Consider the following 26291-nt stretch of genomic DNA (forward strand, 5'->3'; position numbering starts at 1 on the left):
AGTACTTAAATGGCAGAGTTAAGGTTACCGCCAAGTTCAGTAGTAAAAAAAGGTAGAGAGCATAAAGAACAAGAGAAAATGCTTAAACCTAGAAAGATAAAAATTTATAGGTATGACCCTGATCTTGATGAGAATCCTACTATCGATAGTTTTGAGATAGATTTAAGCAAAACCGGACCGATGGTTTTAGATGCTTTAATTAAAATCAAAAACGAAATCGATTCTACTTTAACTTTTAGGCGTTCTTGTCGGGAAGGAATTTGCGGTAGTTGTGCAATGAATATTGATGGTACAAATACTTTAGCATGCATAAAACCAATAGAAGATATATCAGGCGATATCAAAATCTATCCGCTTCCTCATATGAAAGTAGTGAAAGATTTAGTACCTGATATGTCGCATTTTTATGCACAATACGAATCTATAGAACCTTGGCTCAAAACTGATAGCCCTACCCCTTCAAACTTTGAAAGGTTACAGTCGATTAAAGACCGAGAAAAGCTTGACGGTTTATATGAGTGTATATTATGTGCTTGCTGTTCTACTGCTTGTCCTAGCTATTGGTGGAATGGTGATAAATATTTGGGTCCTGCAATTTTACTACAAGCATATAGATGGATTGCCGATTCAAGGGATGATAGTGCCGGTGAACGTCTTGAAGCTTTAGAAGACCCATTTAAGCTTTACCGTTGTCATACGATTATGAACTGTACTAAGACCTGCCCGAAAGGCTTAAATCCTGCTAAAGCTATCGGTAAAATAAAAAGTTTAATTGCAGAACGTCACGGTGTGTGATTCTTAATTAATTTTTAAAAATGATAAAATAATGAAAAAAGCAATTATTTTCTGTTGATTGTAATAATACCATGACGCAAGGTGACATGAATTATTGTGTCGCTGTAGAAAATATAAGAAAGTTGATAAGAAACTAAATCAAATATACCAAGAAATATTAGAACATATTTCAGACAAACAAGAACAAGTTAATTTACTTAAAAAATCCCAAAATTTATGGATTAAGTACCGAGATGCTGATTGTGAATTTCAAAGTTTTGGGGTTTATGGCGATTCCGTATATCCAATGATACTGCTTATGTGTCTTACAGGAAAAACCGAAGAGCGTATAAAAGAATTTGCAGCCATGCTGAAATGTGAAGAAGGAGACTTAAGTTGTCCATTTATAATCAAGACTCAGAACCTAGGTTTTGTGGACATTTCTAATTGATTTGCTATTTTGAGGTATTTTATAGCGAAAATTAATAAGATTTTTGCCGGAATAGTTATTCATATTTCAAAAAAATCTTATAATTTGCAGCAAAAAATAGCCAAAATTAAATCTTTTTAGAAGTATCCACAAAACCTAAATTAATTCATAATTTGTAATACTTTAAATAATTCTCCCATCTTTTTCGGTGATATTAGTCTTTCTACCTGTCTTTCTATTATTTGTGCCTGCTCAGACATATTTCTAAACTCTACTTCTAGAGGTAATTTATACGTCGATCCGATATTCGCGTCCTTATGTACTAAAGTGTAAGCTGCAGTGCTGCGTTTCGTGTCTCCTTTAAATTCCTCTCTATAAGTGAATTTGGAAAGATGTCTATCATTAAGCTTGTCTTGCAATGTTTGTTTGCGTAATAAGATTCCATTTTCTATTAAAAAATCTCGTTGCGATATTGTATCTATTACGTTTATTTTGCTGTTTTTAGCTACCGTCTTTAATGCATAAAAATCCACATGTGCCGATAAATCAGCTTCTCCAAGATTTTCAAGGATGGGACAATATTTATGGTTTTTAACCGCTTGTAATGTTTGATTATATTGATATCTAGTTCTACCATTCGGAGCTATATCATAGCCGTAATCTATTATTAAACTACTGCCGCTTAGTCTTTTTAGATGCTGCGCTATAAATTTTATAATTTCTATCGATTTATAAGATTCTTCAAGTACTGCCCCGTCTTTTGCTTCAATATGAGTATGCAGCAGATATTCTTGTAATTGCTTATTAACGCTTATTTTATCGTATTTAATTCTTTTGTCTACCGGCTGCACTACAAATATTCTTTCATACCATAATTCCTTGACTTTAATATATTGCTTTATTGGTATAGCATCAAAGAATTCGTTAGCTATTATTATAGTAGGCTTTTTTGGTATATCTTCTACAAATGATTGATGATTAATCGGTAAATTAATATCTTGTAAATTAGCCTTTTGATGAGCAATAAAATTTTTATTAATTTCTATTAGTTCAATTGATAAAGCTTTATAAAATTCTGGTACTAGTTTTGCAGTACGTAGTAAATCACGCATTAATAGACCTCGACCAGGACCAAGCTCTACTAAACTAAGACTTTTTGGGCAGCCAATTCTTTGCCACTCTCTGATACACCATAAGCCGATAATTTCACCGAATAGCTGTGAAATTTCAGGAGCTGTAACAAAGTCACCTTCGCTAGCCAATGATTTTACTTGCTTATAATAGGAAGTAGGATTTAAGTTTAATACCTCCTGCATGAGGACATCGCAAGTAATATAACCGTTTTGATCAATTAATTGTCTTATTTTGGATTCGATTGACATATTAAATAACTTCCTAAAAGTAACATAGGTACAGATAAAATTTGTCCCATAGTCAAGCTATCTAAAATAAACCCGATTTGTATGTCGGGTTCTCTAAATATTTCAATAGTGATTCGGAACAGACCGTAAAATGTTAAAAATATTCCTAAGTTTAAACCGCACTTTTTAAAAGTTTTGTGCTTAAATGTTACATATGCTAAGATACTAAATAATACTAAACCTTCAAAAAAAGCTTCATATAATTGACTAGGATGTCTTGGCATCAAATCGCTATTCGGAAAAATCATACCAAAAGAAGAATTTGTAATACGTCCGTATAGTTCGCCGTTAATAAAATTAGCGATTCTACCTAAAAATAATCCGATAGGTACTACAGGGGCTATTATATCCGTGAGACTTAAAAAATTAATTTTATATTTTCGGCAAAACAAATAAGCAGCAATAATCACCCCTAAAGCTCCGCCATGGAAAGACATCCCGCCTTCATAAGTTTTTAAGATATCTATTGGATTTGAAAAATATCTAGAAGGGTTATATAATAAAACAAATCCTAGTCTGCCTCCGACTATTATGCCTATAACGGCATAAGTAATGAAATCTTCTAGATTTTTTTTGGTAATTTGAGGCTTAAATTTTTCTATAATTTTATTTGCATAGAACCAGCCTAGCAAAATTCCTATTACATATGAAAGAGAATACCAAGAGATAGCAAGTGGACCTATAGAGAAAATAATTGGATTAATATTAGGAAATGTCATAGATAAATAAGTTATTTAATTCATTTAACGTCTGAGTAAAATTACGTAAGTAATTGACTAGGCAATTCAGTTTTTTATTATTTTTATGGGTTGCTGCAGTTGCTTCGTGGCTTCGCAATGACAGTATCTATATTTGCTTAGCAATACCAAATTCTTTTGAGTTAAAATTATTGATAAAAATAAAATTCTTAGTAAGAATAAAAAAGACTTATATTTATAATAATAATGATAGGTAAAATATGCAATATTTAATGGATCTATATCACACCTCAAGTACTGAGTTAGTATTATTGTTTGTTATGTTAGTATTTCTTATACCGGTGATATTTCTAATTAAAAGATTAATTTTTATTCCTGTAAAAAATTATTTAACTAGACATCATTATGATGATTATGAAAGGATAAAAAAATATCCTATATTTCGTTATTTATTACATACTTTATTAGCACTTTACTTTGTATGTTGGGGAAAGATTTTTCATTCTACTTCTTTTAAAGCACATATATTACTGGGAATCAAAGATACTATAGTAATCTTATATACTGGTATATCTGTGACGATGTTATTATTAACGCTTATAGATGCTTTTGCAGATCTGTATCACAATAGAATCAAAGCCGTTACAAAAAATGCACCGCTTAGCTTATATTTTCAAATATTAAAAATTATTGTCATAGTTATTGCAGCAATGGTAACTATTTCATATATATTAAATATTTCGCTTAGTACATTCTTAACAAGCTTAGGTGCAGCCGCAGCTCTTTTAACATTGGTTTTCAAAGATACCGTTTTAGGATTACTTGCAAGCTTGCAACTAACTACTCAAGAAATTATTAATATTGGAGACTGGGTACGTATAGGCGAAATTGAAGGAACAGTTGAAAAAATTACTATTTCCATAGTAACAATTAGGAATTTTGACCAATCTATTTCCACAGTTCCTACCTACAGCATTTTAAATTCTAACGTAACTAATTATAGAGGTATTAGTGAATCAGGAGCAAGAAGGGTAAAGAGAGTATTTAATATTAATATGGCAACTATTAATTTCTGTGATGCTACTATTTTAAAAGCACTAAAAAAATCTCCTTATATATCAAAGGATGTAATAGATAAAATTACTCTTGATAAAGAAGAGAAAGATTTAACTAACATTAAACTATTCAAATTATATATTCAGGAATATCTAAAAAATAATCCGGCAGTTTATACCGAAGGGTTTACTTTTCTAGTAAGACAGCTTGAACCTACGATTACTGGGTTGCCTATAGAAATATATATCTTTGTTAAAGAAGTAAATTTAGTAGGTTATGAAAATATACAGGACAGTATTTCTGAACATTTCATTTCTATACTTCCTGAATTTAAATTAAAAATATTTCAGAATGTAGGAATGGTATAATATATCTGAAGTAAAATGAAAAGTAGTAAAAATAAATTAAATTTGTATCCAAGATGAAAGTTGTTTTTCATCTTGGATATTCACTACTTTTGAAAGCAAAGAAGTATATATACTACTTGATTATTTTCTCTAAATACTTTAAAACTTAAAGCTTTAAAAATATTAAAATTTAAGACCTAGGAATGAATAATAATATAGTTAATTTAATAGCCGCTATTATACTGTCTTTAAGTATAATTTTTGGTTGGCAGTATTTTGTTGTAAAACCTGAACAAAAAAAACAGCAACAGCAAATACAAATAGCAGTGCAGAAAGCAGCAAATTTAAAGAAACAACAGTTAAAAGCTTTAGTCGCACCTGCAACTGGTATTGTTGTTCAAGAAGAAAGTCAAGTACAGCGTATTAAAATAGAATCTGAATCACTTACCGGTTCTATTTCATTAAAAGGACTGAGGTTTGATGATTTAATATTAAAGAAATATAAACAAGATTTATCTAAAAATAGTCCTGAAGTGAGATTGTTTTCACCGGCTAATACAGAAAATGCATATTTTGCTGAAGTTGGTTTAGTTAGTAATTTATCTAGTGTAAAACTCCCTAACAATGATACTATATGGAATAGTGATAGTGAAATATTAAGCCCTGAAAAACCTGTTCATTTATTTTGGGTTAATGAAGACGGAGTTAAATTTTTAGTTACTATTACTATCGATGAAAACTATTTGTTTACTATAGAGCAAACTATCGTTAATTATAGTGATAAAGAACTGCCTGTGCGATCTTACGGTTTAATAAATCGTAAATATATTGCTGTAGAGAAAGCGGTGAATATATTACATCAAGGACCTATCGGGTGTATAGACGGGAATCTTAAAGAATATTCTTATGATGATATTAAAGATAAGAAAAGTGAAAAATTTGCAGCAAGTAAGGTTGACTGGATAGGAATTACCGATAAATATTGGTTATCTTCCTTGATTCCGGATAAATCAAGTAATTACAGCTCGAATTTTAATTATGCTCTTACGCAAGGGGCTGAAAGATATCAGGTAGATTTTATTTCACCGATACAAATAATAAAGCCCGGCGAAAATTTTTCAATTAAAAGCAGAATTTTTGCTGGAGCAAAAAAAGTAGACTTGCTTGATAAATATGAAAAGCAATATGATATTAAATTATTTGATAGAGCTATTGATTTTGGCTGGTTCTATATAATTACCAAGCCGGTTTTCTACGCCATGAATTTTTTCTATGGCTATGTCGGTAATTTCGGTGTTAGTATATTAATTGTTACGGTTATAATTAAGCTATTAATGTTTACTTTAGCCAATAAGTCTTATCGTTCGATGAAAAAAATGAAAAATTTACAGCCGGAAATCGATAGGATAAAAATTTTATGCAGTAATGATAAAGCACGTTTAAATCAAGAAATTATGGCTTTATATAAAAAAGAAAAAGTAAATCCGGTAGCTGGTTGTTTACCTATACTTGTTCAAATTCCAGTATTTTTCTCCATCTATAAAGTATTGTATGTAACTATTGAAATGCGGCAAGCACCGTTTTACGGTTGGATTAAAGACTTATCTGCACCTGACCCTACTACTATTTTTAATTTATTCGGCTTATTACCGTTCTCGCCGCCATCATTTTTAATGATTGGAGCATGGCCTATTTTAATGGCTATTACTATGTTCTTACAGCAAAAAATGAGTCCTGAACCTGCGGATCCGATGCAAGCTCAAGTAATGAAATTTATGCCGCTAGTTTTTTTATTTATGTTTAGTAGTTTTCCTGTGGGACTTTTAATATATTGGTCTTGGAATAATATTCTATCCATCATTCAACAATATTATATTAATAAATTTAATTAATGAGAATAGATAAAAATTTACCTAATTATCTAACTATTGCTCGAATAATGGTAATTCCAGTTATTATACTGGTATTTTATATAAATAATTCACTTGCACGTAAACTTGGGGCATTATTATTTGTTTTAGCTAGTATTACGGATTTTTTTGACGGTTATATTGCAAGAAAATATAATTTAGTTACAAGTTTTGGCAAGATGTTTGACCCTATAGCAGATAAGCTACTTGTAGGTTGCGTTATTATCATGCTACTAAAAAAAGATAATATAGATGAGATACCTTGCTTATTAATTTTAGCACGAGAATTTTTAGTTAGCGGTCTTCGGGAATTTTTAGCTCTAGTAAAGGTTAGTGTACCTGTATCGAGACTCGCTAAGGTAAAAACGTTTTTACAAATGTTTGCTTTATCGATATTGATACTAGGCTCCAAAGGTTCAGGAATTATTTATTTAAATATAGTAGGGGAAATAATTTTATGGATTGCTGCTTTTTTAACAATCATTACAGGTTATTCTTATTTTAAAGCCTGTAAGAAATATTTTTAAATAGGAGAATTTTATGATACATGTAAAATATATAATTTTAGGGTTTATTATGGTGTCTAGTTTAAATCTTTACGCTGCTAACAATGATATAATTGCCAATAAGAAAGTTGTAAAGGTAGAAGTAAGTAATGAACATTTCAAAACATTAAATGAAGCTTCTACTCTTTTAATTAGTTGTGTAGATTTTAGATTAATAGACGAAACAGATAAATTAATGAAGGAATTAGGATTAGAAGATAATTTTGATAAAGTATCACTGCCCGGTGCATCGCTTGCTCTTGTTAACGACAAATATACTTATTGGGGAAAAACAATAGAAGATACTATTGAGCTTTTGCAAGAATTACATAACATAAAACAAATTGTTTTTCTTGATCATAGAGAATGTGGAGCTTATAAAACACTTATAGGTCAGGAACAGCTAAATACCAAGGAAAAAGAAACGGCAGCACACGCAGCAATTTTAAACAAGGCCCGTGATATAATAAAAGAAAAATTCCCCCAATTAAAAGTTTATACTTTTTTAATGGGCCTTGATGGTGTAGTAGAGCAGATTTATGAAATGCCTAACTAAAAGCAGAGTTGTTTTATGGATAGGTTTATCCATCATTGCGAGGAAATTGCGTAGCAATCTCAGGAGTTTGTTATTATTTCATGAGATTGCTGCATAGCCTACGGCTGTTCGCAATGACGATTTTTGACCCGTACAATAACGACTAAGAAAAGTAATTTATTTTATATCTTTGCTCTCATTATCATTAGAATCAGTAGTATTATTCTTTTGGTCGTTTTCTGCCGGTAGTTTAGAGATAGATAGTTTTTGTTTATATTTTTGTTGCTCTGCTAAAAAATTTTGAGCCTCTTTGGAAAGGCTGTTATATAGTTCACGTTTCTTCTTATTAATCTTGACTATTGCTACTCTATATTTTTGTATTTCCTCCCGTACTTCCGGTTTTATAGTACCGGCGTAAGCAGAAAAATCATCTATAATTTTTTGTGTTGTAACATCGTTAGTTTTTGCTGTATCTTTTTTTGAGTCGTCAGAAGTTGTACTATTGGCAAAGCAGCTTGTACTAAGTAAAATCGCTATTCCAAATATTATTTTTTTTATCATATTAAAACCTTAAGTCTTATTCTGGATAAGTAGACCATTTTTAAGTCTAATAGTCAATAGACTTCTTTTGGAACTCTACTTCTAGGGGTACGTTAATCCAGTACTCGCATCCTCACGTACTTTTTTATACGCTGCGGTGCTGTGTTCCGTGTTTCCTTGAAATTTCTCCCTATAAGCGAGTTCGAAAAGAAGTCTAATAATATAATAGAAATTATATGTATTTGCTGTTTGTATTTTATTGTTTGGTGAGTATAAATACACTAATAGTTAGGAAAAATATAAAATTATGCAAAATATACAATATTATAATAATAACGTTCAAGAGTTTTATAACAGAACAATCAATGCAGATTTGTCTGATAACTATAAAGCATTTATTAGCTATTTACCTGAACAAGCTCATATTTTAGATGCAGGTTGCAGAGTTGGTTGTGATATAAAATATTTTTTAAGTCAAAGATATCAAGTTACTGCTTTTGACGGTTCAACCGAGATGGTTAAATTAGCTACAAAAGTAACCGGAATAGATGTACTGCACTTCACTTTTTAAGATATCGATTTTAAGGAGTCGTTTGATGGTGTTTGGGCTCAAGCAACTCTCCTTCATGTGCCCTATAATGAAACAATCAATGTGTAAAAAAATTCATGCTGCATTAAAGCTAGAAGGCATTTTTTATGCTTCTTACGGATACAGTTCTATTATACAACGTGATGATTGTGATTTTTACAATATGCATAAAAATATAATAAAACCTTATTTTATTTTTGAAATAGTTAAAATATGGACGGAAAAGAGTAAGAAATTCTCTCCAAGTAAAGAGGCATTATGGTTAAATTTTATTGTTAAAAAAAGTAAAACAATATGATTAGATTAGTTTACTTATTTCTTGCTTTAATATCAGTTTTAAAATATACGCAAAGGAATATAAAGGCTTAACATATAATCGTTATGAAAAAGATAAGCATGTGATTCATGTGTTAACTATTGATCCTAAGAATTTTGGGTTAAAACTAGTTAAAACTCATAATCAGGTTATAGGCTAGAGAAACAATAAACGTTATGGCACACCGCACTAATGCAGCTGCTGCTATTAATGCTGGATTCTTTGAAATTGCCGGTAGTGATGACGGCAGACCAAGCCTTACTTTAATGATTGACGGTAAGCTATTTAGTCTTAGAAAATAACTACAAAATTTGTTAATTATAGAATCAGGGCAATATTCAAATTACCAAGGCTAGTGCAAAAATTTTAGTAGAAATAGGCAATAAATCTGTTATTCCAAATCAAGTTAATTATTTTTCAAACCTAAAAGAATTACTTTCTATAATGATGTTTGGGTGTCTACCACATTAACGCTGTATACTATAACAAAGAAATTTTGATTGATCAGAATAGGTCTAATTTTATTGTTACGGCAATAAGTAAGCATGGTGATAATCAAATTCCACAGAAAGGCTTTATATTGTCCTTTTCACAAGAAACAAGTTGGCTGGTAGTAAATATAAATGATTCTGTAAAGTTAAATTTGGAAGTTATCGATAAAGACAGTAAGCTTATAAATTTAAGTAACACTGCTTTAAAACGGTAAAAATGTTGTAGGTAATCCAAAAGCAAGATGATCCGGCTCATGTTTGTACTGCCTTAGGAGTGTGTAATGACGGTACTACTAGTTGTAGTCGAGCATATTTATAAGCAACATGTAAAAGACCTTAAGCTTGTGCAAGTAAGATCAATATTACGGAAAGAGAAATGTTGATAAATTAACAATCCCTGAAGCTTTTAAAATTTTAGAAAAACACCTTGTTAATGATACTGTGATAGGATTAACTAAAACAGAACTTGCAGATTATATGTTAAGCCTTGGATATGAATCGGCAATCAATTTAGACGGTGGCGGTTCTTCTACATTATTCATGGGCGGAAAAATTATAAATAATGTAACAGGTAATGAAGATGAAGCTTTAGGCGAACATCTCGTGCGTCCCGTAATTTAATTTTTCATATTAAAAGTTTGGATAATGTCGCTTTTTTCTAGATTCCCGCTTCCGCGGGAATGACATACTCAAATTTTAGCTAGAGTGATATTTAAGATTGAGAAAACCCTAAGATTTTACATTTTCCTGCTCAGTTGCTTTTTTACGTATTTCTAAATATTCTCCTTTAGTCATTATTTTTTTTGGAGCTATATAATCTAAAAAATACTTTTCCGTTTAGATAATTGATTTCATGCTGGATAACTCTTGCTAAAAATCCTTCTGCGATACCTTGAATTTGATTTCCATTTATATCATATGTGTGATAATGAATTTTCTTGAATCTTGCTACAGGTCCTGTAGCATTTTCAACAGAAAAGCATCCCTAGTAATCTTCATGTTTATCAATACCTATCGGTTTATATGAGGGATTAATCCAAATAGTTTTAGGCATTGTATCCTTAAGGTCAGGACGCCATTTTTTTAACTCTGCATCTTCATGTACTGCAAATATTATTATACATTATACATTTTGATATGCCTATTTGCGGTGCAGCAAGTCCTGCACAATTTTCTTCTTGATCATATTTCTTTTCTAATATAGATATATCACGTAAATCTTCTGAAGATAACAGAAAATTTAAAGTTTTTGCCTTTATTCTAATAGTTTTATCCTCTGAACTATTTAAGGTTTGAATGTTCAAAGTTACATATTGCGGTAATGAAATATTGTTTTCATTTTTCATATTACTTTTACAACCTATTGTAGAAATTATAGCAGTTAATAATAGAGCTGTTTTTAATTTGGACATATATTTTATTATAATAATTTATAAATAGAAAATTATAGATAGAAACTAAAATCAAATAAATAAATTGTTATATTTCTTTTACGCATCCTATGAGTTAATAAATTTTATTTAATTTCTTTTGAGAAAAAATCAATAGGTTTGACTTTTCTAGCATATTCTAGTATAATATTTATCTTCAAAATAAATGGAAAATTTAATTTATGAGTACTCCCAAAAGTGAAAATTATCTCTCGGAACTAAGCAAGGTAATTTGGCCTATAGAAAGATATGAAAATAAGAAGTTTCTTCCTATGGCGTTTATGATGTTCTGTATTTTATTGAACTACTCAACGCTTCGTTCAATTAAAGATGGGTTTGTAGTAACGGATATAGGGGCAGAAGCAATAAGTTTCTTAAAAACATATATAGTACTACCTTCTGCCGTAATCGCTATGGTAATTTATGTTAAGCTCTGCGATATTTTAAAGCAAGAAAACGTGTTTTATGTTATTACTTCATTTTTCTTAGGGTATTTTGCATTATTTGCGTTTGTTCTTTATCCCTACCCTGATTTAGTTCATCCTGATCCTGAAACCATAGAATCTTGGAGTTTAGCTTATCCTAATTTTAAATGGTTTATAAGAATAGTTGGGAAATGGAGTTTTGCATCTTTTTATACTATGGCAGAACTTTGGGGAACAATGATGCTTAGTTTATTATTTTGGCAATTTGCTAACCAAATTACTAAAACCGATGAAGCTAAACGTTTTTACTCAATGTTTGGTTTACTTGCTAATTTAGCATTGCCTGTAACATCCGTAATTATTGGATATTGCTTGCATGAAAAAACTCAAATAGTTGCAGAACATCTAAAATTTGTGCCTTTATTTGTTATAATGATAACAAGTAGCTTTTTGGTAATATTAACATATAGATGGATGAATAAAAACGTTCTAACCGATCCTAGACTTTATGACCCGGCATTAGTAAAAGAAAAGAAAGCTAAAGCTAAAATGTCATTAATAGACAGTTTTAAAATGATCTTTACTTCTAAGTATATAGGTTATATTGCATTGTTGCTTATTGCTTACGGTGTTTCAGTAAATTTAGTTGAAGGTGTTTGGAAATCTAAAGTAAAAGAATTATATCCGACGAAAGAGGCTTATACTATATATATGGGTCAGTTCCAATTTTATCAGGGTTGGGTTGCAATTGCTTTCATGCTTATAGGTAGTAATATTTTAAGGAAAGTATCATGGCTAACTGCAGCTATGATAACCCCATTAATGATGTTAGTTACCGGTACAGCATTTTTTGCATTTATCTTTTTTGATAGTGTTATTGCTATGCATTTAACAGGTATTCTTGCTTCAGGTCCTTTAGTACTTGCTGTTATGATCGGTATGGTTCAAAATGTTTTAAGTAAAGGTGTAAAATATTCTTTATTTGATGCCACTAAAAACATGGCGTATATTCCGCTTGATAAGGATTTACGAGTAAAAGGGCAAGCGGCTGTTGAAGTTATCGGAGGAAGATTTGGTAAATCAGGCGGTGCTATTATTCAATCTACATTCTTTATTTTATTCCCTGCATTTGGTTTTGTAGAGGCAACTCCTTATTTTGCTTCTATATTCTTTGTAATAGTAATATTATGGATATATGCCGTTAAAGGTTTAAATAAAGAGTATAAAGTTTTGGTAAATAAAACTGAAAAATAGAACTTGTTAAAATTTAATATTGTAAAAAAAATAAGTTTCTAAGTCTAGCAGTAAATAAATTTTCATTAATAATTAAAGAGCTTTTTTGCTACAAATTATAAGATTTTTGTGAAATATGAATAATATTCCTTCAAAAATCTTATAATTTGTAGCAAAAAAGCTCTTTAATTATTAATGAAAATTTATTTACTGCTAGACTTAGAAACTTGCTTTTTTTATAGTCGGAGAGTTTATAATATGACAAATACAAGATCCAAAATTAAAACTCCAAGATCGCCATATATAAAAAAATATAATAGTTGGCGAGTAAGGATTTTGTATTCTATTATTATAGGTTACGCAACTTTTTATTTTTGTCGTCAGAATTTTAATATAGCAACTCCTGCTATAAGAGGATATTTTGGGGTTACTAAAACACAAATTGGCTGGATATTAACTGCTTCATCTATTATGTATGGAGTTGGTAAAGCGTGTAACGGGTTTATTAGCGATAAAGTTAATGCTCGGATATTTATGGTTTTGGGTCTTTTATTTGTTGGGATCATTACTATGCTAATAGGTTTTTCAGATTCTTTATGGCTTATAGGAATTTTATGGATAGCCAGTAACTGGTTTCAATCTATGGGCTGGCCTCCTGCAACAAAGATGCTTACTCACTGGTTCGTTTCAAAAGAACTTGGAACTAAATGGGCTATGGGTGCAACTTCTAATCAAATAGGTGGGGCCCTTGCTATGATAAGCTGCGGTTATTTAATCGATAAATTTGATTGGAGAGCTGCCTTTTTTATTCCAGGCGTAGTTGCTTGTGTAGTATCGCTTTTTTTATATAATAGGCTTCGTAATTCTCCAAGAGAAGTAGGTTTATCTACCGTAGAGGAATATAAAGAATATCCGCCTGAAGCTATAGGAGATTATGAGAAGCTATTAACTCCACAATTATTTAAAATGGTCTTTTGTAATAAGCTAATATGGTATGTTTGTTTAGCAAACATGTTTGTTTATATAATACGTTCCGGAGTAATTTATTGGGCTCCAACATTTTTAAAAGATTTACGTAATATAAGTCTTGCAAATGCAGGCTTACAAATCGGTTTATATGAAATGATAGGTATCCCAGGGGCATTAATAGCAGGTGTTTTATCTGATAAACTATTTCAAGGTCGTCGAGGTCCTGTTGCATCCATATGTATGGTATTGCTTAGCTTATTGTTAGTCTTGTTTTGGAAACTTCCTATTCATAGTGAATTATTAAGTATAGTAATTCTTTCTTTAATAGGCTTTTTTGTTTCAGGACCTCAGCTCCTTGTAGGTATAGCAGCTGCTGATTTTAGTACCCGTCAGGCTGTCGGTACGGCTAATGGATTATCAGGGTTATTTGGTTATTTAGGAGCGGCTATTGCGGGAGTTGGCGTAGGATGGATTAGTGATAATTATGGTTGGAATGGGGTATTTATATTTTTCAGTATTTCTGCTCTTTTAGGAGGAGGATTATTTACTTTAATATGGAATCGTTCAGCTAAAAAATAAATTTAATAATTATAATAATAGGTTACAAAATGACAATACAATATACTTTTTCAATGATTAAGCCTGATGCTATCAAAAGGAATAAAATAGGGCAAGTTAATACTTACTTAGAAAATGCCGGTTTAAAAATAGTAGCTCAGAAAATGAAATTTTTAACTAAATATGAAGCTGCATGTTTTTATGATGAGCATAGAGCAAGACCGTTTTTTAATAGCTTAGTTGAATATATTACTTCAGGAGCGGTAGTACTTCAAGTGCTTAAGGGGGAGGATGCTATAACTTTAAACCGCACCGTTATGGGTGCAACTAATCCTGCTGAAGCTGAAGCAGGCACTATTAGAAAAGATTTAGGCGAATCAATTGAGGCTAATAGTATTCATGGCTCAGATAGTGAAAATAGTGCGAAAAGAGAAATCGAATTTTTCTTTAATAAATCTGAAATTATAGAATAATTAATGCTAAAATATGACGTAATAGTTATAGGCGGTGGACATGCAGGCGTAGAAGCAGCTGCCGCTTCTGCACGTCTTGGAGTTCCTACTCTCTTAATTACGTTAAAACCGGAAAATTTAGGCGAGATGTCTTGCAATCCAGCAATTGGTGGCATTGCGAAAGGCACATTAGTTAAAGAAATCGATGCACTTGATGGGTTAATGGGTTATGTTATAGACCAAGCCGGTATACATTATAAAATACTGAATGAGACTAGAGGACCCGCAGTTTGGGGACCTAGAGCTCAAGCTGATCGAAAGCTTTATAAAAAAGCGATGTATCAAATATTAACAAATTATCCTAATCTAGATATATTATATGGAAAAGTGGAAGGTATAGAAATTAAATCTTCTAAAATTGAAGCGGTTATTTTAAATAATGGTAGCAAAATTCTTTGTCAAAAAATTATATTAACTACAGGTACTTTCCTATCAGGTCTTATTCATATTGGACAAAAAAAAATCCCTGCCGGTAGAGTAGATGAAGAGCCTTCGTATGGATTATCAAATACATTAAAACAAATAGGTTTTAAACTGGCTCGTTTAAAAACAGGTACACCGCCTCGAATTGATGGACGTACTATTGATTATAGTAAAACAATTGTACAACCCGGCGATAAAATTCCTCGTCCTTTTTCTGAATTAACAAATATTGTTAATGTTTCTCAGATAAATTGTTTTATCACAAAAACAACCTCAGAAACTCATGATATTATACGTGAGAATCTTGATAAATCTGCAATGTATTCAGGGCAAATAGAAGGAATAGGACCGCGATATTGTCCTTCTATTGAAGATAAAATAGTCAAATTTAGTACAAAATCAGAACATCGTATATTTTTAGAACCTGAAGGGTTAGATGATTATACGATTTATCCAAACGGTATTTCTACTTCTTTACCTGAAGATGTACAACATAAATTAATGAAAACAATACCAGGATTAGAAAATGTAAAAGTTTTACGTCCAGGTTATGCTATAGAATATGATTATGTTGATCCACGTGAAATAAGTGTTACGCTAGAGACAAAAAAAATAGCTGGATTGTATTTGGCCGGGCAAATTAACGGTACTACAGGGTATGAGGAAGCCGCAGGGCAAGGTATAGTAGCCGGTATAAATGCTGCTTTAGCAGTAAAAGATCAAGCGCCGTTTATATTAACAAGAGCAAATAGTTATATTGGAGTAATGATTGACGATTTAACAACATTTGGTACTATAGAACCTTATCGTATGTTTACTTCTCGCTCAGAATATAGATTATCTTTAAGGGTAGATAACTCTGATTTACGTTTAACGGAATTAGGGATGAAAATTGGAGTCGTATCAGAAAAACGTAAAAAAATATTCACAAAAAAATGTGAAGATATAGAAAAAATAAAATCATTATTAAATACCTTGTCTTTAACTACTAGTAAACTTGCTAAAATGGGTATACAGGTTGCACAGGATGGTACATATAAAACAGTATTAGACTTATTTAAAATACCTAATTTTAATGTTGAACAAGCTATTAAAATTTTTCCTATGCTTAAAGAAATACAAAATAATAACATTTTGCAATTACTCTATATTGAAGCAAAATATGCTTCATATTTAACTAGACAACACGCAGATATTAATTTATTTCAAAGTGAAGAGGCGCAGTTCATACCTAGAGATATTGACTATTTTAAAATACCAAGTATATCATTAGAGATACAGGAAAAACTTTCTTCCCATAAACCTACTACTATTGGTGTAGCACGTCGAATTTCAGGGATTACACCTGCAGCAATTACGGCTATTATAATTTATTTAAAAACTAAATATAGTGATGGAAGTTCCACGTGAAATAATTGAAAAGTTAGAAATTTTTCAAAAGTTAGTTAAAAAATGGAATAAATCAATCAATCTTGTATCGGATAATACTATACATAATTTTTGGCAACGTCATATATTAGACTCATTACAATTAATACAATATATTGATAATAAAGAAATACATTTGGTTGATATAGGAAGCGGTTCCGGTTTGCCTGGTATAGTATTATCTATAGCGGGGGTAGCGCAAGTAAGTTTAATAGAAGCTGATTTACGTAAATGTATATTTTTAGAAAAAGCATCAAAGATATCAAATAATAACATACAAATAATCAATCAAAGAATAGAAAAAGTAGAAATAGATTGTAGTATATTAACTTGTAGGGCTTTCTCTAACTTCAATACAATATTTAATTGCATAAAAAATATTTCAGTACGAGAAAAATTTTTGTTATTAAAAGGAAAAAATTATTTAAATGAAATAGTAGAAGCTAAAGAGAGATGGTTATTTGATTATTTAATACATCAAAGTATTACTTGTGAAGAAGGGAAAATTCTAGAAGTTAGTAATTTAGCAAAAATGATATGAAAGTAATTGCTATTGTTAATCAAAAAGGAGGGGTAGCTAAAACTACAACTACTGTAAATTTAGCTACAGCCTTTGCTGCTGTAAATAAAAAAATTTTAGTTATAGATCTTGATCCTCAAGGGAATAGTAGTACCGGTTTTGGAATTAGTCAGCAACAACGCAAAAATACTATATATCAAGTATTAATAAATTTAATAGAATTACAAGATGCAATAATTTCTACAGATATACCAAATTTAGAAATAATTACTTCAAACACTAATCTATCTGCAGCTGAATTAGACTTAACAAAATTAAAAGACCGAGAATATATTTTAATGAAGCTATTGGCAGAAATAAAAATATTATATGATTATATAATTATTGATTGCCCTCCTTCATTAAATTTATTAACGGTAAACGCTTTAGTTGCAAGCGATGAAGTACTGATTCCAATGCAATGTGATTTTTATTCTTTAGAAGGATTAAGTCATTTGCTAAAAACAATTGAAATTGTAGAGAAAAAATTAAATCCTAAGATAAAGATTGCAGGTATATTATTTACAATGTATGATAAGCGTAATCGTTTAACTGAACAAGTAGAAGATGATGTTAGAAAATGCTTAGGAGAATTAGTATTTAAAACCGTTATTCCAAGAAATATTAAACTATCTGAAGCTCCTTCATATGGGAAGCCGGCTATTGTATATGATTATAAATGTTCGGGAGCAGTTGCATATATAGAACTTACAAAAGAAATCTTAGAAAGATATGGCGAAAAATAAAGGACTAGGAAGAGGATTATCTTCATTACTTGGAGAAGAAGTGATTTCTATAGAATCAGAAATAGTACAAATAATAAATATTGATAAAATAAGACCAAACGAGAATCAGCCTAGAAAAAACTTTGAATATGATAAAATAAAAGAATTAGCAGATTCTATATTGAATAATGGTTTATTACAGCCTATTATTGTTGATAATAATTTCCAAATTATAGCAGGAGAGCGACGTTGGCGTGCATGTAAATTAGCACAAGTTTTAGAGATACCGGTAATTATAAAAAATTTAGATGCTAGAGAGAGTATAGAAATAGCATTAATTGAGAACATACAAAGAACTGATTTAACAGTGATGGAAGAAGCTCGTGGCTTTAAATATTTAATAGAAAATTTTAATTACACGGCAGAAAAATTAGCTGAAAGGCTTGGTAAAAGTCGTAGTCATATAGCTAATTTATTAAGGCTTAATAATTTGCCGCAGTCTATTCAAGATAAAGTAAATAAAAATATACTAAGTATGGGGCAAGCTCGGTGTTTAATAAATCATGAACATGCAGAAGTAATAGCCGACCATATTATAAATAATGATTTAAATGTACGTCAAACAGAAGAACTAGTAAGACAATGGTATAAGTATACAAAATCCCCTAAAAATAATAACAAAATAGGAAAGCGTTTTTTAAAGGACAACGCTACGGATAATGATCTAGAATTATTAGTAAAAGTTTTATCAGAAAAATTTGGTATAAAAATAACAATAGAAAATTATCCACTAGGTGGAAAATTAATATTTCATTATAAAGATTTGGAAGAATTAGACTTGATATTATTAAAATTAAATTAAAATGTATATGGAAAAATTATAAGTATAAAAGTATACACAATCCTTAAGCTGCTAAAATTAAAGTATATATACAGTATTTTATTTCTTAAGATAAATATCTAAGCGAGAAAAACAATGATAGAAATTACAAATTACAATGTCTGATTTTGAATTATATGATCATAGAGCAATAAATTCATACAATACAGTAGTAAATATATATCGGTGTAAAATAATAATATAAGGAAATAAGTAATTTATGTCATATCAATATGTTTATGAAATGGTTGGTTTAAGCAAAATTATAAATGGTAAACAAATTTTAAAAGAAACAAATTTATCATTTTTACCAAAAGCTAAAATCGGTATAATAGGTCCAAATGGAGCAGGCAAATCGACTTTATTAAAAATAATGGCAGGTATTGATAAAGAGTTTGAAGGTAAAGCAACGGCTAAAATGGGTATAAAAATAGGATATTTACCTCAAGAACCGTATCTTGATGCTAGTAAAAATGTTTTTGATAATATCATAAAAGGTCTTCATGAAAAGAAAAAACTTATTGATGAATTTAATTATATAAGTAACAAATTTGCTGCTGAAATCACTGATGAAGAAATGCAAAAGCTTTTTGATAAACAAGCAGAATTGCAAGAAAAAATAGACAATTGTGATGGATGGAATCTAGAACGTGAAATAGAGATCGCAATGCTTGCTTTACGTTGCCCACCAAAAGAAGCAGATATTACAAAAATTTCCGGTGGAGAAAAAAGAAGAGTAGCTTTATGTAAATTGCTTTTAGAGAAACCTGATATGTTGTTACTTGATGAACCTACAAATCATTTAGATGCAGAATCAGTTTCGTGGCTTGAGGATTATTTAAAGCATTATGAAGGTACTGTAATAGTAATTACCCATGATCGTTATTTTTTAGATAATGTTACAGAATGGATATTAGAAATGGATCGTGGAAATTGTATACCGTGGGAATCAAATTATAGTTCTTGGCTTGAGCAGAAGCAAAAAAAATTAGCTTTAGAAAGTAAAGAAGACGATGATAGAAAAAAACAATTGAATCGTGAACTTGAATGGATTCGTCAAACTCCAAAAGCTAGACAATCAAAAAATAAAGCACGTATTACAGCATATCAAGAGTTATTAAATAAACAACAAGAACAAAAAACTGATCCTACTCAAATAATTATACCTAACGGACCTCGTTTAGGTGATTTTATTATTGAAGCAGAACATATAGCTAAAAAATTTAATAATAAAATATTATTATCAGATTTTAGTTTTAAAGTTCCACGTGGAGCTATTGTAGGAATTATTGGACCGAATGGAGCAGGTAAGTCTACTTTGTTTAATATGATTACAGGTAAAATAATTCCAGATAGTGGTTCTATTAAAATTGGTCAAACGGTAAAATTGGGTTATGTCGATCAATCACGGGATCATTTAGATGATAATAAGACTGTATGGGAAGAAATTTCAGAAGGTCTAGATGAATTACAAATTGGTAATAGAATAATTAAAAGTAGAGCTTATTGTGCAGCTTTTAATTTTAGAGGTGGTAATCAACAAAAAAAAGTTGGACAACTTTCAGGTGGAGAACGTAACAGAGTACATTTGGCAAAATTACTAAAAGAAGGAACAAATGTTATATTATTAGATGAGCCGTCTAATGATTTAGATATTGATACGTTAAGAGCACTTGAAGATGCTATTTTAGATTTTGCAGGTTGTGTATTAGTGATTAGTCATGATAGGTGGTTTTTAGATAGAATAACCACTCATATTATATCATATGATAAAGAAAATAATGCTACATGGTTTGAAGGAAATTATCAAGATTATCATGAATATATGCTAAGTACTAACAGGGAAAGTATTTTAAATCCAAAATATAAACATAAGAAATTAATATAAATATGTCTTTAACGCAAATATTATTAATTTTGTTTGTAGGAATATTGGTAACAAAACCGCATGATATTTTTATAATTATTAAAGAATTAAAAAAAATAAAAGCGTATTTAATTAATATTAAGTCGTCTATTGTAAAAAATATAGATGAACCGTTAGAAACAGAGCAGATAAATTTTTATTTAAAAAAAATTATTAACCTAGAAGGTTGTTATCATGGTAGTTATGATTTAACGACAATAAAAGAAAAATATTATACACTAATAATTAATAGAAAATGAACCAGTACCTGATATAACAGAGAAACACTAATCCGTACCTCATTCAATTAATTAAATCTAAGAATTATGCAAAAAGTAGTAAAACTTAACAATATCAAAATAGGAAATGATTTACCGTTTGTTCTAATTACAGGGCCTTGTCAGATTGAAGGAAAAGATCATGCGTTGTTTATGGCAGAAAAACTTGTTAAATTAACTAGCAAGCTTGAGATTCCATTTATTTATAAATCTTCTTTTGATAAAGCTAATAGAACTTCCGTACATGGGATTAGAGGACTTGGTATTGAGAAAGGTTTAGAAATTTTATCAAAAGTAAAATCTGAATTCAATTGCCCTATTGTTACTGATGTTCATTCAAAGAGTCAATGTACTGAAACAGCCGAAGTAGCAGATATTTTACAAATTCCGGCATTTTTATGTAGACAAACCGACTTACTTCAAGCTGCAGCAAAAACAGGTAAAATAGTAAAAGTAAAAAAAGGACAGTTTCTAGCTCCGTGGGATATGAAAAATGTACAAACAAAACTAGAAGCTTTTGGAGTAAAGGATATATTATTTACAGAGCGAGGAGCATGTTTTGGCTATAATAACTTGGTGTCTGATATGCGTAGTCTTGCAATAATGGCAGAGTTAAATGTACCTGTAGTTTTTGATGCCACACATTCCGTTCAGCAACCGGGTGGGCTAGGAAGCAGTACCGGCGGAGAAAGAAAATATGTAGAGTTACTTGCAAAGGCAGCAACTTCTGTAGGTATCGCCGGTATGTATATGGAAGTACATCAAGACCCCGATAACGCTCCAAGCGACGGTCCATGTATGATAAAGTTGGATAATCTAGAGTCCATTCTTATCAAACTAAAAAAATATGATAAAATTACAAAAGAAAAATAACTTCAAATTTTACCTCTAGCGGCTTTTGAATATTTAAAGGCTGCAAGTATAGCTAGCCCTCAAGAAGAACAAAAATTATTGTTAAAAGTTCATATAGTACGGAGATGGAGGACAATACTGCTTTTATACACTCAATACTTGATAAAGGTAAGATGGAAGATCTGAGTATAGTTACTAAAGAGGCTGACAGAACAAAATTTTTAAGTGATACACAGACTATAATAAATGATTTTGTTTCATTGCCGGAGCCACAAGCCAAGGAATGGCCAGAAGTACAACAAAATAAAAATGAGCAATTGACTAATGATCAACAAGAAGTAAACAAATGCCGATTAATACAGGACATGGGCATTGGGTAAGTATGGTGTGATTAGTAAAGATAAGGAAATACTTCGGACTGCGGAGTTTTGGTATGTGATGATTTAATAAGACAATCTCAAGGCCTTAAAATTCTCTCTACGGAGCAATGTAAAGGACAAGAACTAAATTTAAGAAAATCTCAAGCTGAAACATTAAAACAAAATTTAATAGCTCTCAACAAGCCCAAGAACAACATGTTTATATTAACATAGATAGTAATTCTTCAGATAACGAAGAATACAAAGATAATAACGTTAATAATAATGAAGTAGAACGTCCTCCTTATGATAATAAGGACGAAATTGAGGTAGGTGGAGCAACTATGCAATCTAATGATTAACATTAAAAGTTTGACGTTGCGATGTAATAACAATGCCCACTCGCAATACTTGCATTTACACCGAGAAAGAATGGCCGCAGCCGCATTTTGTTTTAGCTTGCGGATTACTAACGTTGAAATATGAACTGCCTAACTCTTCTATAAAATCAAGAGTGCAATCTAGCATAAATTTTTGAGAGATAGGGTCAATAATAATTGTAGTATTATGTTTAGTAATGACATAATCATCTTGCTCTATATTATCTTGTGAGACTAGTTCGTAATTATACATAAGTCCTGAGCAACCGCCGCTATCAACCGAAACTCGCAGTACTAAATTCTTATCTTTTTCTAGCTTTACTAACTCGCAAACCCGTTCAAAAGCTCTATCCGTAATTGTTATCATCACTTAAAATTACCTTGTAAAAGTCTCATAAGTTATATAGTATATCTTGATATTTTTCAAGTGGGCTTTGTTATGTGGATACTCAATCGGCATTGCGAGCAGCTATAGGCTACTGCGTGGCAATCTCATGGAATAATAACAAACTCCTGAAATTGCTTCATCAATTGCTATGCAATTTCCTCACAATGACGCTAAAGTTAGAATCACACAACAATGTCTTTCAAAATAAAGGATAACGATGCTTGCTTCATACGCTTCTAATCCTCTTAAAAGTAGGGGAAGATTATATAAGGAAATCCCGACCTCTTATAGAAACGAGTTTGAATGTGATCGTGATCGCATTATACATACTAATGCATTTAGGCGTTTGCAATATAAAACTCAAGTTTTTATTAATCACGAGGGAGATCATTACAGAAATAGGCTAACTCATTCTCTGGAGGTTTCAACTGTTGCACGTTCGGTCGCTAATACTTTAAATTTATCAAATGATTTAGCTGAGACAATAGCACTTGCTCATGATCTTGGGCATACGCCTTTCGGTCATGCGGGAGAGCGGGCTTTAAATGAATGTATGAGAGAGTATAACGGCTTTTCTCATAATGCTCAATCTTTAAAGATACTAACATTACTTGAAAAAAGATATGCGGCTTATAATGGAGTAAATTTAACATGGGAAGTTTTAGAAGGAATAGTAAAACATAACGGTCCTATACTAGGCGAAATAAATGAATATATAGCAGAGTATAATAAGCAAAATGATTTAGAACTTAGTACCTATGCATCAGCAGAGGCTCAAATAGCAACTCTTGCCGATGATATTAGCTATATTTCGCATGATTTGGAAGATAGTATCGGTGCTAAAATTATCGATTTTAATAGTCTTGCTGAACTTAAATATATTGATCAACATGTTTTTGAACTCAAGTCAAAATTTAAAGGTATTAGTTCCTCATGTCTGATTTATGAGGTAGTACGTAAGCTAATACATGAGTTAATTACCGATTTATTATGGCAAACAAAAGAAAATTTAAATAAAGAAAAAATTACTAACATAGATGAGATACGTAACTTGGATTATCAGATAGTGGATTTTACAGAAAAAACTAATGAAAATATTAAGGAAACTAAGAAGTTTCTTCATGAGCGAGTTTATAAAAGTAATAAAATTACGGCCATCAGCCTTAAATGTACTAAAATCGTACAAGGTCTATTTAAGGTTTATATGGATGATATTAATTTATTGCCGGTTAATTGGAAAATGCTAATAGACTCTAGTGAAACATATAGTAAAGCTAGAGTTGTTGCTGATTATATAGCAGGGATGACTGACCGTTTTGCCATTCAGGAATATAATCAGCTCTGTTCGACTTCCTACATAACTTGCTTCTCAGGGTAATTTGTGCGTCGCTCTGGTACTCGCATCCTCACGTACTAAAGTGTATGCTGCGGTGCTGCGTTCTGTGTCTCCTACAAATTTCTCCTTATTAGCGAGCATTTGTAAGAATTCTATTCGCTGAATTTTAATAACATTTAATAATTATGAATATATTTAATCAATTGAAACAAGACATAATTGTGGCAAGCAGGCAATTATATAATAATCAAGAAATAGCAAATACTGCTACTATTGAAACACCGAAAGATAGTTTTAATGGTGATTTATCAAGTAATATTGCAATGATTATTGCAGCTAAAGAAAGTATTGCTCCTCGGGAAGTAGCTTTAAAATTTAAAGAAGTCCTTATAACATTACCTTATATTGCAAGTATAGAAATAGCAGGACCGGGTTTTATTAATTTTACTATAAAAGCTGATAGTTGGCAGGCATCAATAAAGGATATTTTACAGTATAAAGAAAAGTTTTTTGAAATTGATATAGATAAAAGCAGAAATATTAACATCGAATATGTTTCGGCAAATCCCACCGGTCCAATGCATATAGGGCATGCTAGGGGTGCGGTATATGGTGATGTGTTAGCAAGGATTTTGCAAAAGGTAGGTTATTCCGTTACAAAAGAATATTATGTTAATGATGCAGGCTCACAAATAAATGATTTAGTTAGTACGGTATTATTACGTTATAAAGAGATTTTAGGTGAGCAAATTACTATCCCTGCCGGGTTATATCCGGGAGAGTATTTAATTCCACTTGGGCAAATTTTAGCGAAAGAATACGGCAATAAATTATTAAAAATGAACGGTGCTGAAAGGTTCAAAATAATCAAAAGTTTTGCCGTAGAAAAAATGCTTGATTTAAATAGAAAAGATTTAGCAGATTTAGGGATTAAGCATGATATATTTTTCTCTGAGCAATCATTGCATGATAAAGGTAAGATAGAGGAAACAGTTAAACTACTGGAGCATATGGGGCTAATTTATGAAGGTACGTTACCTGCCCCTAAAGGTAAAATTCATGAAGAGTGGGATAATAGAGTTCAAAAATTATTTAAATCTACTCAGTACGGTGATAGTCAAGATCGTCCTATAAAAAAAACTGATGGAAGTTGGTCTTATTTTGCTTCTGATCTTGCATATGCTAAGGATAAAATAGAGCGGGGAGCGAATCACTTAATTTATGTACTTGGTGCCGATCATAGTGGATATGTTAAAAGAATTGAGGCAATAGTTAAAGCTTTAGGTAAGGAGCAGGTTAAAGTGGACGTTAAAATCTGTCAATTGGTCAATTTCGTTGAAAACGGTGTGCCGGTTAAAATGTCAAAACGTCTTGGGAGCTTTGCTAGTGTACAAGACGTAAATCATGAGGTGGGGAAAGATATCATAAGATTTATGATGTTGACTAGACAAAATGATAAGCCACTTGATTTTGATTTGGTAAAAGTGAAAGAACAATCAAGAGAAAATCCTATCTTTTATGTACAATATGCACATGTGAGAACGATATCTATTTTATCAAAAGCTAGAGAATTAATGCCTGAATCTTATGATAACTTTGAAGCAGGTAAGTATGATTTATCTTTATTATCCTCTGAAGAAGAAATTGAGATTATAAAACTTTTGGCTAGCTGGACAAAAACATTAGAAGCATCTGCAAAATATTTTGAACCGCATCGCATCGCATTTTATTTAATAAATTTAGCCTCAAAATTTCATTCTATGTGGAATTTCGGTAAAGAAAATAGCGATTATAGATTTGTAATTGAGAGCAATAAAGAATTAACTCTAGCGCGCCTTGCTCTTGCAAGTGCCATACAGAAAGTTATAGCTAGCGGTCTCGAAGTGATAGGTGTAGCACCAATGAACAAAATGTAGTTAGGTTTTCATCGTCATTGCAAGGAGGTATTGCTTATGTGGATGCCGAGTCGGCATTGCGAGCAGCCGTAGGCTGCGTAGC

At 31.0% G+C, this 26291-nt stretch carries 26 protein-coding genes and 6 pseudogenes; 25 read left to right on the top strand and 7 right to left on the bottom strand.

The annotated features are described in order from the left end of the window. Nucleotides 1-9: 9 nt before the first annotated feature. Both QUD19_RS02550 and QUD19_RS02555 read left to right on the top strand, forming a co-directional pair. Nucleotides 10-795, top strand: a complete 786-nt coding sequence (locus tag QUD19_RS02550; protein ID WP_498808502.1) for a succinate dehydrogenase iron-sulfur subunit — start codon at nucleotides 10-12, stop codon at nucleotides 793-795. A 71-nt stretch (nucleotides 796-866) separates the two neighbouring features. Beyond that, nucleotides 867-1225: pseudogene (locus QUD19_RS02555) on the top strand (lysozyme inhibitor LprI family protein). A 140-nt stretch (nucleotides 1226-1365) separates the two neighbouring features. On the opposite strand, the gene QUD19_RS02560 reads toward QUD19_RS02555, so the two are convergent. After that, complete coding sequence (locus tag QUD19_RS02560) at nucleotides 1366-2586, bottom strand: SAM-dependent methyltransferase (RefSeq protein WP_498808503.1); 1221 nt, start codon at nucleotides 2584-2586, stop codon at nucleotides 1366-1368. Then, nucleotides 2565-3344 (bottom strand): prolipoprotein diacylglyceryl transferase, encoded by a 780-nt coding sequence (gene lgt, locus QUD19_RS02565; protein WP_498808504.1) that lies wholly within the window; start codon nucleotides 3342-3344, stop codon nucleotides 2565-2567. Before lgt ends, QUD19_RS02560 begins: the two co-directional genes overlap by 22 nt. Before the next feature lie 239 nt (nucleotides 3345-3583). Here lgt and QUD19_RS02570 point away from each other — a divergent pair, with 239 nt between their 5' ends. From QUD19_RS02570 to QUD19_RS02585, 4 genes are all read left to right on the top strand, one after another. Further along, complete coding sequence (locus QUD19_RS02570; RefSeq protein ID WP_498808505.1) at nucleotides 3584-4747, top strand: mechanosensitive ion channel domain-containing protein; 1164 nt, start codon at nucleotides 3584-3586, stop codon at nucleotides 4745-4747. Nucleotides 4748-4929: 182 nt separating this feature from the next. Then, on the top strand, nucleotides 4930-6618 hold the full coding sequence (yidC, locus tag QUD19_RS02575) for a membrane protein insertase YidC (RefSeq protein ID WP_498808506.1): 1689 nt from the start codon (nucleotides 4930-4932) through the stop codon (nucleotides 6616-6618). Continuing rightward, the gene (gene pgsA, locus QUD19_RS02580) at nucleotides 6618-7163 is read left to right on the top strand and encodes a CDP-diacylglycerol--glycerol-3-phosphate 3-phosphatidyltransferase (protein WP_498808507.1); all 546 of its coding nucleotides are present in this window, start codon (nucleotides 6618-6620) and stop codon (nucleotides 7161-7163) included. The genes yidC and pgsA overlap by 1 nt, the downstream gene beginning before the upstream one ends. 13 nt (nucleotides 7164-7176) lie before the next feature. Further along, nucleotides 7177-7737: a carbonic anhydrase gene (locus QUD19_RS02585; protein ID WP_498808508.1), complete on the top strand. Its 561-nt coding sequence runs from the start codon at nucleotides 7177-7179 to the stop codon at nucleotides 7735-7737. 156 nt (nucleotides 7738-7893) lie between these two features. On the opposite strand, the gene QUD19_RS02590 is transcribed toward QUD19_RS02585, so the two are convergent. Beyond that, nucleotides 7894-8277 (bottom strand): hypothetical protein, encoded by a 384-nt coding sequence (locus QUD19_RS02590; RefSeq protein ID WP_498808509.1) that lies wholly within the window; start codon nucleotides 8275-8277, stop codon nucleotides 7894-7896. 52 nt (nucleotides 8278-8329) lie between these two features. Continuing rightward, a pseudogene (locus tag QUD19_RS02595) lies at nucleotides 8330-8466 on the bottom strand (palindromic element RPE1 domain-containing protein); the annotation flags it as partial. Nucleotides 8467-8563: 97 nt separating this feature from the next. Between QUD19_RS02595 and QUD19_RS02600 the strand changes: the two are divergent. The 5 genes and pseudogenes from QUD19_RS02600 to QUD19_RS02620 form a co-directional block, all read left to right on the top strand. After that, nucleotides 8564-8827, top strand: coding sequence for a class I SAM-dependent methyltransferase (locus QUD19_RS02600; RefSeq protein ID WP_498808511.1), 264 nt, complete (start codon nucleotides 8564-8566; stop codon nucleotides 8825-8827). A gap of 79 nt (nucleotides 8828-8906) precedes the next feature. Further along, entirely contained in the window at nucleotides 8907-9143 is a 237-nt protein-coding gene (locus QUD19_RS02605) for a hypothetical protein (protein WP_498808512.1), read from the top strand. 194 nt (nucleotides 9144-9337) lie between these two features. After that, on the top strand, nucleotides 9338-9463 hold the full coding sequence (locus QUD19_RS02610; RefSeq protein WP_498808513.1) for a hypothetical protein: 126 nt from the start codon (nucleotides 9338-9340) through the stop codon (nucleotides 9461-9463). A 194-nt stretch (nucleotides 9464-9657) separates the two neighbouring features. Then, a complete protein-coding gene (locus QUD19_RS02615) occupies nucleotides 9658-9867 on the top strand; it encodes a hypothetical protein (RefSeq protein ID WP_498808515.1) in 210 nt (69 codons plus the stop codon). Between the two features lie 262 nt (nucleotides 9868-10129). After that, nucleotides 10130-10180 (top strand): annotated as a pseudogene (locus tag QUD19_RS02620) (phosphodiester glycosidase family protein); the annotation flags it as partial. 201 nt (nucleotides 10181-10381) lie between these two features. On the opposite strand, the pseudogene QUD19_RS02625 reads toward QUD19_RS02620, so the two are convergent. Then, nucleotides 10382-11064 (bottom strand): annotated as a pseudogene (locus tag QUD19_RS02625) (peptide deformylase). Between the two features lie 200 nt (nucleotides 11065-11264). Here QUD19_RS02625 and tlc1 point away from each other — a divergent pair. The 12 genes and pseudogenes from tlc1 to QUD19_RS02685 all read left to right on the top strand — a co-directional run bounded on the left by tlc1 (nucleotide 11265) and on the right by QUD19_RS02685 (nucleotide 22423). Then, a complete protein-coding gene (tlc1, locus tag QUD19_RS02630) occupies nucleotides 11265-12761 on the top strand; it encodes an ATP/ADP exchange transporter Tlc1 (protein ID WP_498808516.1) in 1497 nt (498 codons plus the stop codon). 237 nt (nucleotides 12762-12998) lie between these two features. After that, the gene (locus tag QUD19_RS02635; protein WP_498808518.1) at nucleotides 12999-14288 is read left to right on the top strand and encodes an MFS transporter; all 1290 of its coding nucleotides are present in this window, start codon (nucleotides 12999-13001) and stop codon (nucleotides 14286-14288) included. Nucleotides 14289-14317: 29 nt separating this feature from the next. After that, entirely contained in the window at nucleotides 14318-14740 is a 423-nt protein-coding gene (ndk, locus tag QUD19_RS02640) for a nucleoside-diphosphate kinase (protein ID WP_010976767.1), read from the top strand. Between the two features lie 3 nt (nucleotides 14741-14743). Further along, nucleotides 14744-16612, top strand: a complete 1869-nt coding sequence (gene mnmG / locus QUD19_RS02645; protein ID WP_498808519.1) for a tRNA uridine-5-carboxymethylaminomethyl(34) synthesis enzyme MnmG — start codon at nucleotides 14744-14746, stop codon at nucleotides 16610-16612. Beyond that, nucleotides 16593-17171: a 16S rRNA (guanine(527)-N(7))-methyltransferase RsmG gene (rsmG, locus tag QUD19_RS02650; protein WP_498808520.1), complete on the top strand. Its 579-nt coding sequence runs from the start codon at nucleotides 16593-16595 to the stop codon at nucleotides 17169-17171. Before mnmG ends, rsmG begins: the two co-directional genes overlap by 20 nt. Continuing rightward, the gene (locus tag QUD19_RS02655; protein WP_498808521.1) at nucleotides 17168-17935 is read left to right on the top strand and encodes a ParA family protein; all 768 of its coding nucleotides are present in this window, start codon (nucleotides 17168-17170) and stop codon (nucleotides 17933-17935) included. The genes rsmG and QUD19_RS02655 overlap by 4 nt, the downstream gene beginning before the upstream one ends. Next, on the top strand, nucleotides 17922-18776 hold the full coding sequence (locus QUD19_RS02660) for a ParB/RepB/Spo0J family partition protein (RefSeq protein WP_498808522.1): 855 nt from the start codon (nucleotides 17922-17924) through the stop codon (nucleotides 18774-18776). Before QUD19_RS02655 ends, QUD19_RS02660 begins: the two co-directional genes overlap by 14 nt. 238 nt (nucleotides 18777-19014) lie before the next feature. Further along, nucleotides 19015-20682 carry an energy-dependent translational throttle protein EttA gene (gene ettA / locus QUD19_RS02665; protein WP_498808523.1) on the top strand — a complete coding sequence of 556 codons (1668 nt, stop codon included), beginning with the start codon at nucleotides 19015-19017 and terminating at the stop codon, nucleotides 20680-20682. 2 nt (nucleotides 20683-20684) lie between these two features. Beyond that, a pseudogene (locus QUD19_RS02670) lies at nucleotides 20685-20991 on the top strand (DUF2672 domain-containing protein). A gap of 35 nt (nucleotides 20992-21026) precedes the next feature. Continuing rightward, complete coding sequence (gene kdsA / locus QUD19_RS02675; RefSeq protein WP_498808524.1) at nucleotides 21027-21851, top strand: 3-deoxy-8-phosphooctulonate synthase; 825 nt, start codon at nucleotides 21027-21029, stop codon at nucleotides 21849-21851. After that, nucleotides 21852-22210: pseudogene (locus QUD19_RS02680) on the top strand (hypothetical protein); the annotation flags it as partial. A 48-nt stretch (nucleotides 22211-22258) separates the two neighbouring features. After that, nucleotides 22259-22423 carry a hypothetical protein gene (locus QUD19_RS02685; RefSeq protein WP_498808525.1) on the top strand — a complete coding sequence of 55 codons (165 nt, stop codon included), beginning with the start codon at nucleotides 22259-22261 and terminating at the stop codon, nucleotides 22421-22423. 183 nt (nucleotides 22424-22606) lie between these two features. Here the strand turns inward: QUD19_RS02685 and QUD19_RS02690 are convergent, their stop codons facing one another. Further along, nucleotides 22607-22939, bottom strand: coding sequence for an iron-sulfur cluster assembly accessory protein (locus QUD19_RS02690; RefSeq protein WP_498808526.1), 333 nt, complete (start codon nucleotides 22937-22939; stop codon nucleotides 22607-22609). 235 nt (nucleotides 22940-23174) lie between these two features. Between QUD19_RS02690 and QUD19_RS02695 the strand changes: the two genes are divergently transcribed. Then, the gene (locus QUD19_RS02695; protein WP_498808527.1) at nucleotides 23175-24335 is read left to right on the top strand and encodes a deoxyguanosinetriphosphate triphosphohydrolase; all 1161 of its coding nucleotides are present in this window, start codon (nucleotides 23175-23177) and stop codon (nucleotides 24333-24335) included. Here QUD19_RS02695 and QUD19_RS02700 read toward each other — a convergent pair. Next, on the bottom strand, nucleotides 24327-24434 hold the full coding sequence (locus tag QUD19_RS02700; RefSeq protein ID WP_498808529.1) for a palindromic element RPE1 domain-containing protein: 108 nt from the start codon (nucleotides 24432-24434) through the stop codon (nucleotides 24327-24329). The genes QUD19_RS02695 and QUD19_RS02700 overlap by 9 nt on opposite strands. Before the next feature lie 44 nt (nucleotides 24435-24478). Here QUD19_RS02700 and argS point away from each other — a divergent pair, with 44 nt between their 5' ends. Next, nucleotides 24479-26209 carry an arginine--tRNA ligase gene (gene argS / locus QUD19_RS02705; RefSeq protein ID WP_498808530.1) on the top strand — a complete coding sequence of 577 codons (1731 nt, stop codon included), beginning with the start codon at nucleotides 24479-24481 and terminating at the stop codon, nucleotides 26207-26209. The last annotated feature ends 82 nt before the right edge of the window (nucleotides 26210-26291 follow it).

It is taken from the genome of Candidatus Rickettsia kotlanii, assembly GCA_030295365.1.
GTDB classification, from domain to species: Bacteria; Pseudomonadota; Alphaproteobacteria; order Rickettsiales; family Rickettsiaceae; genus Rickettsia; species Rickettsia kotlanii.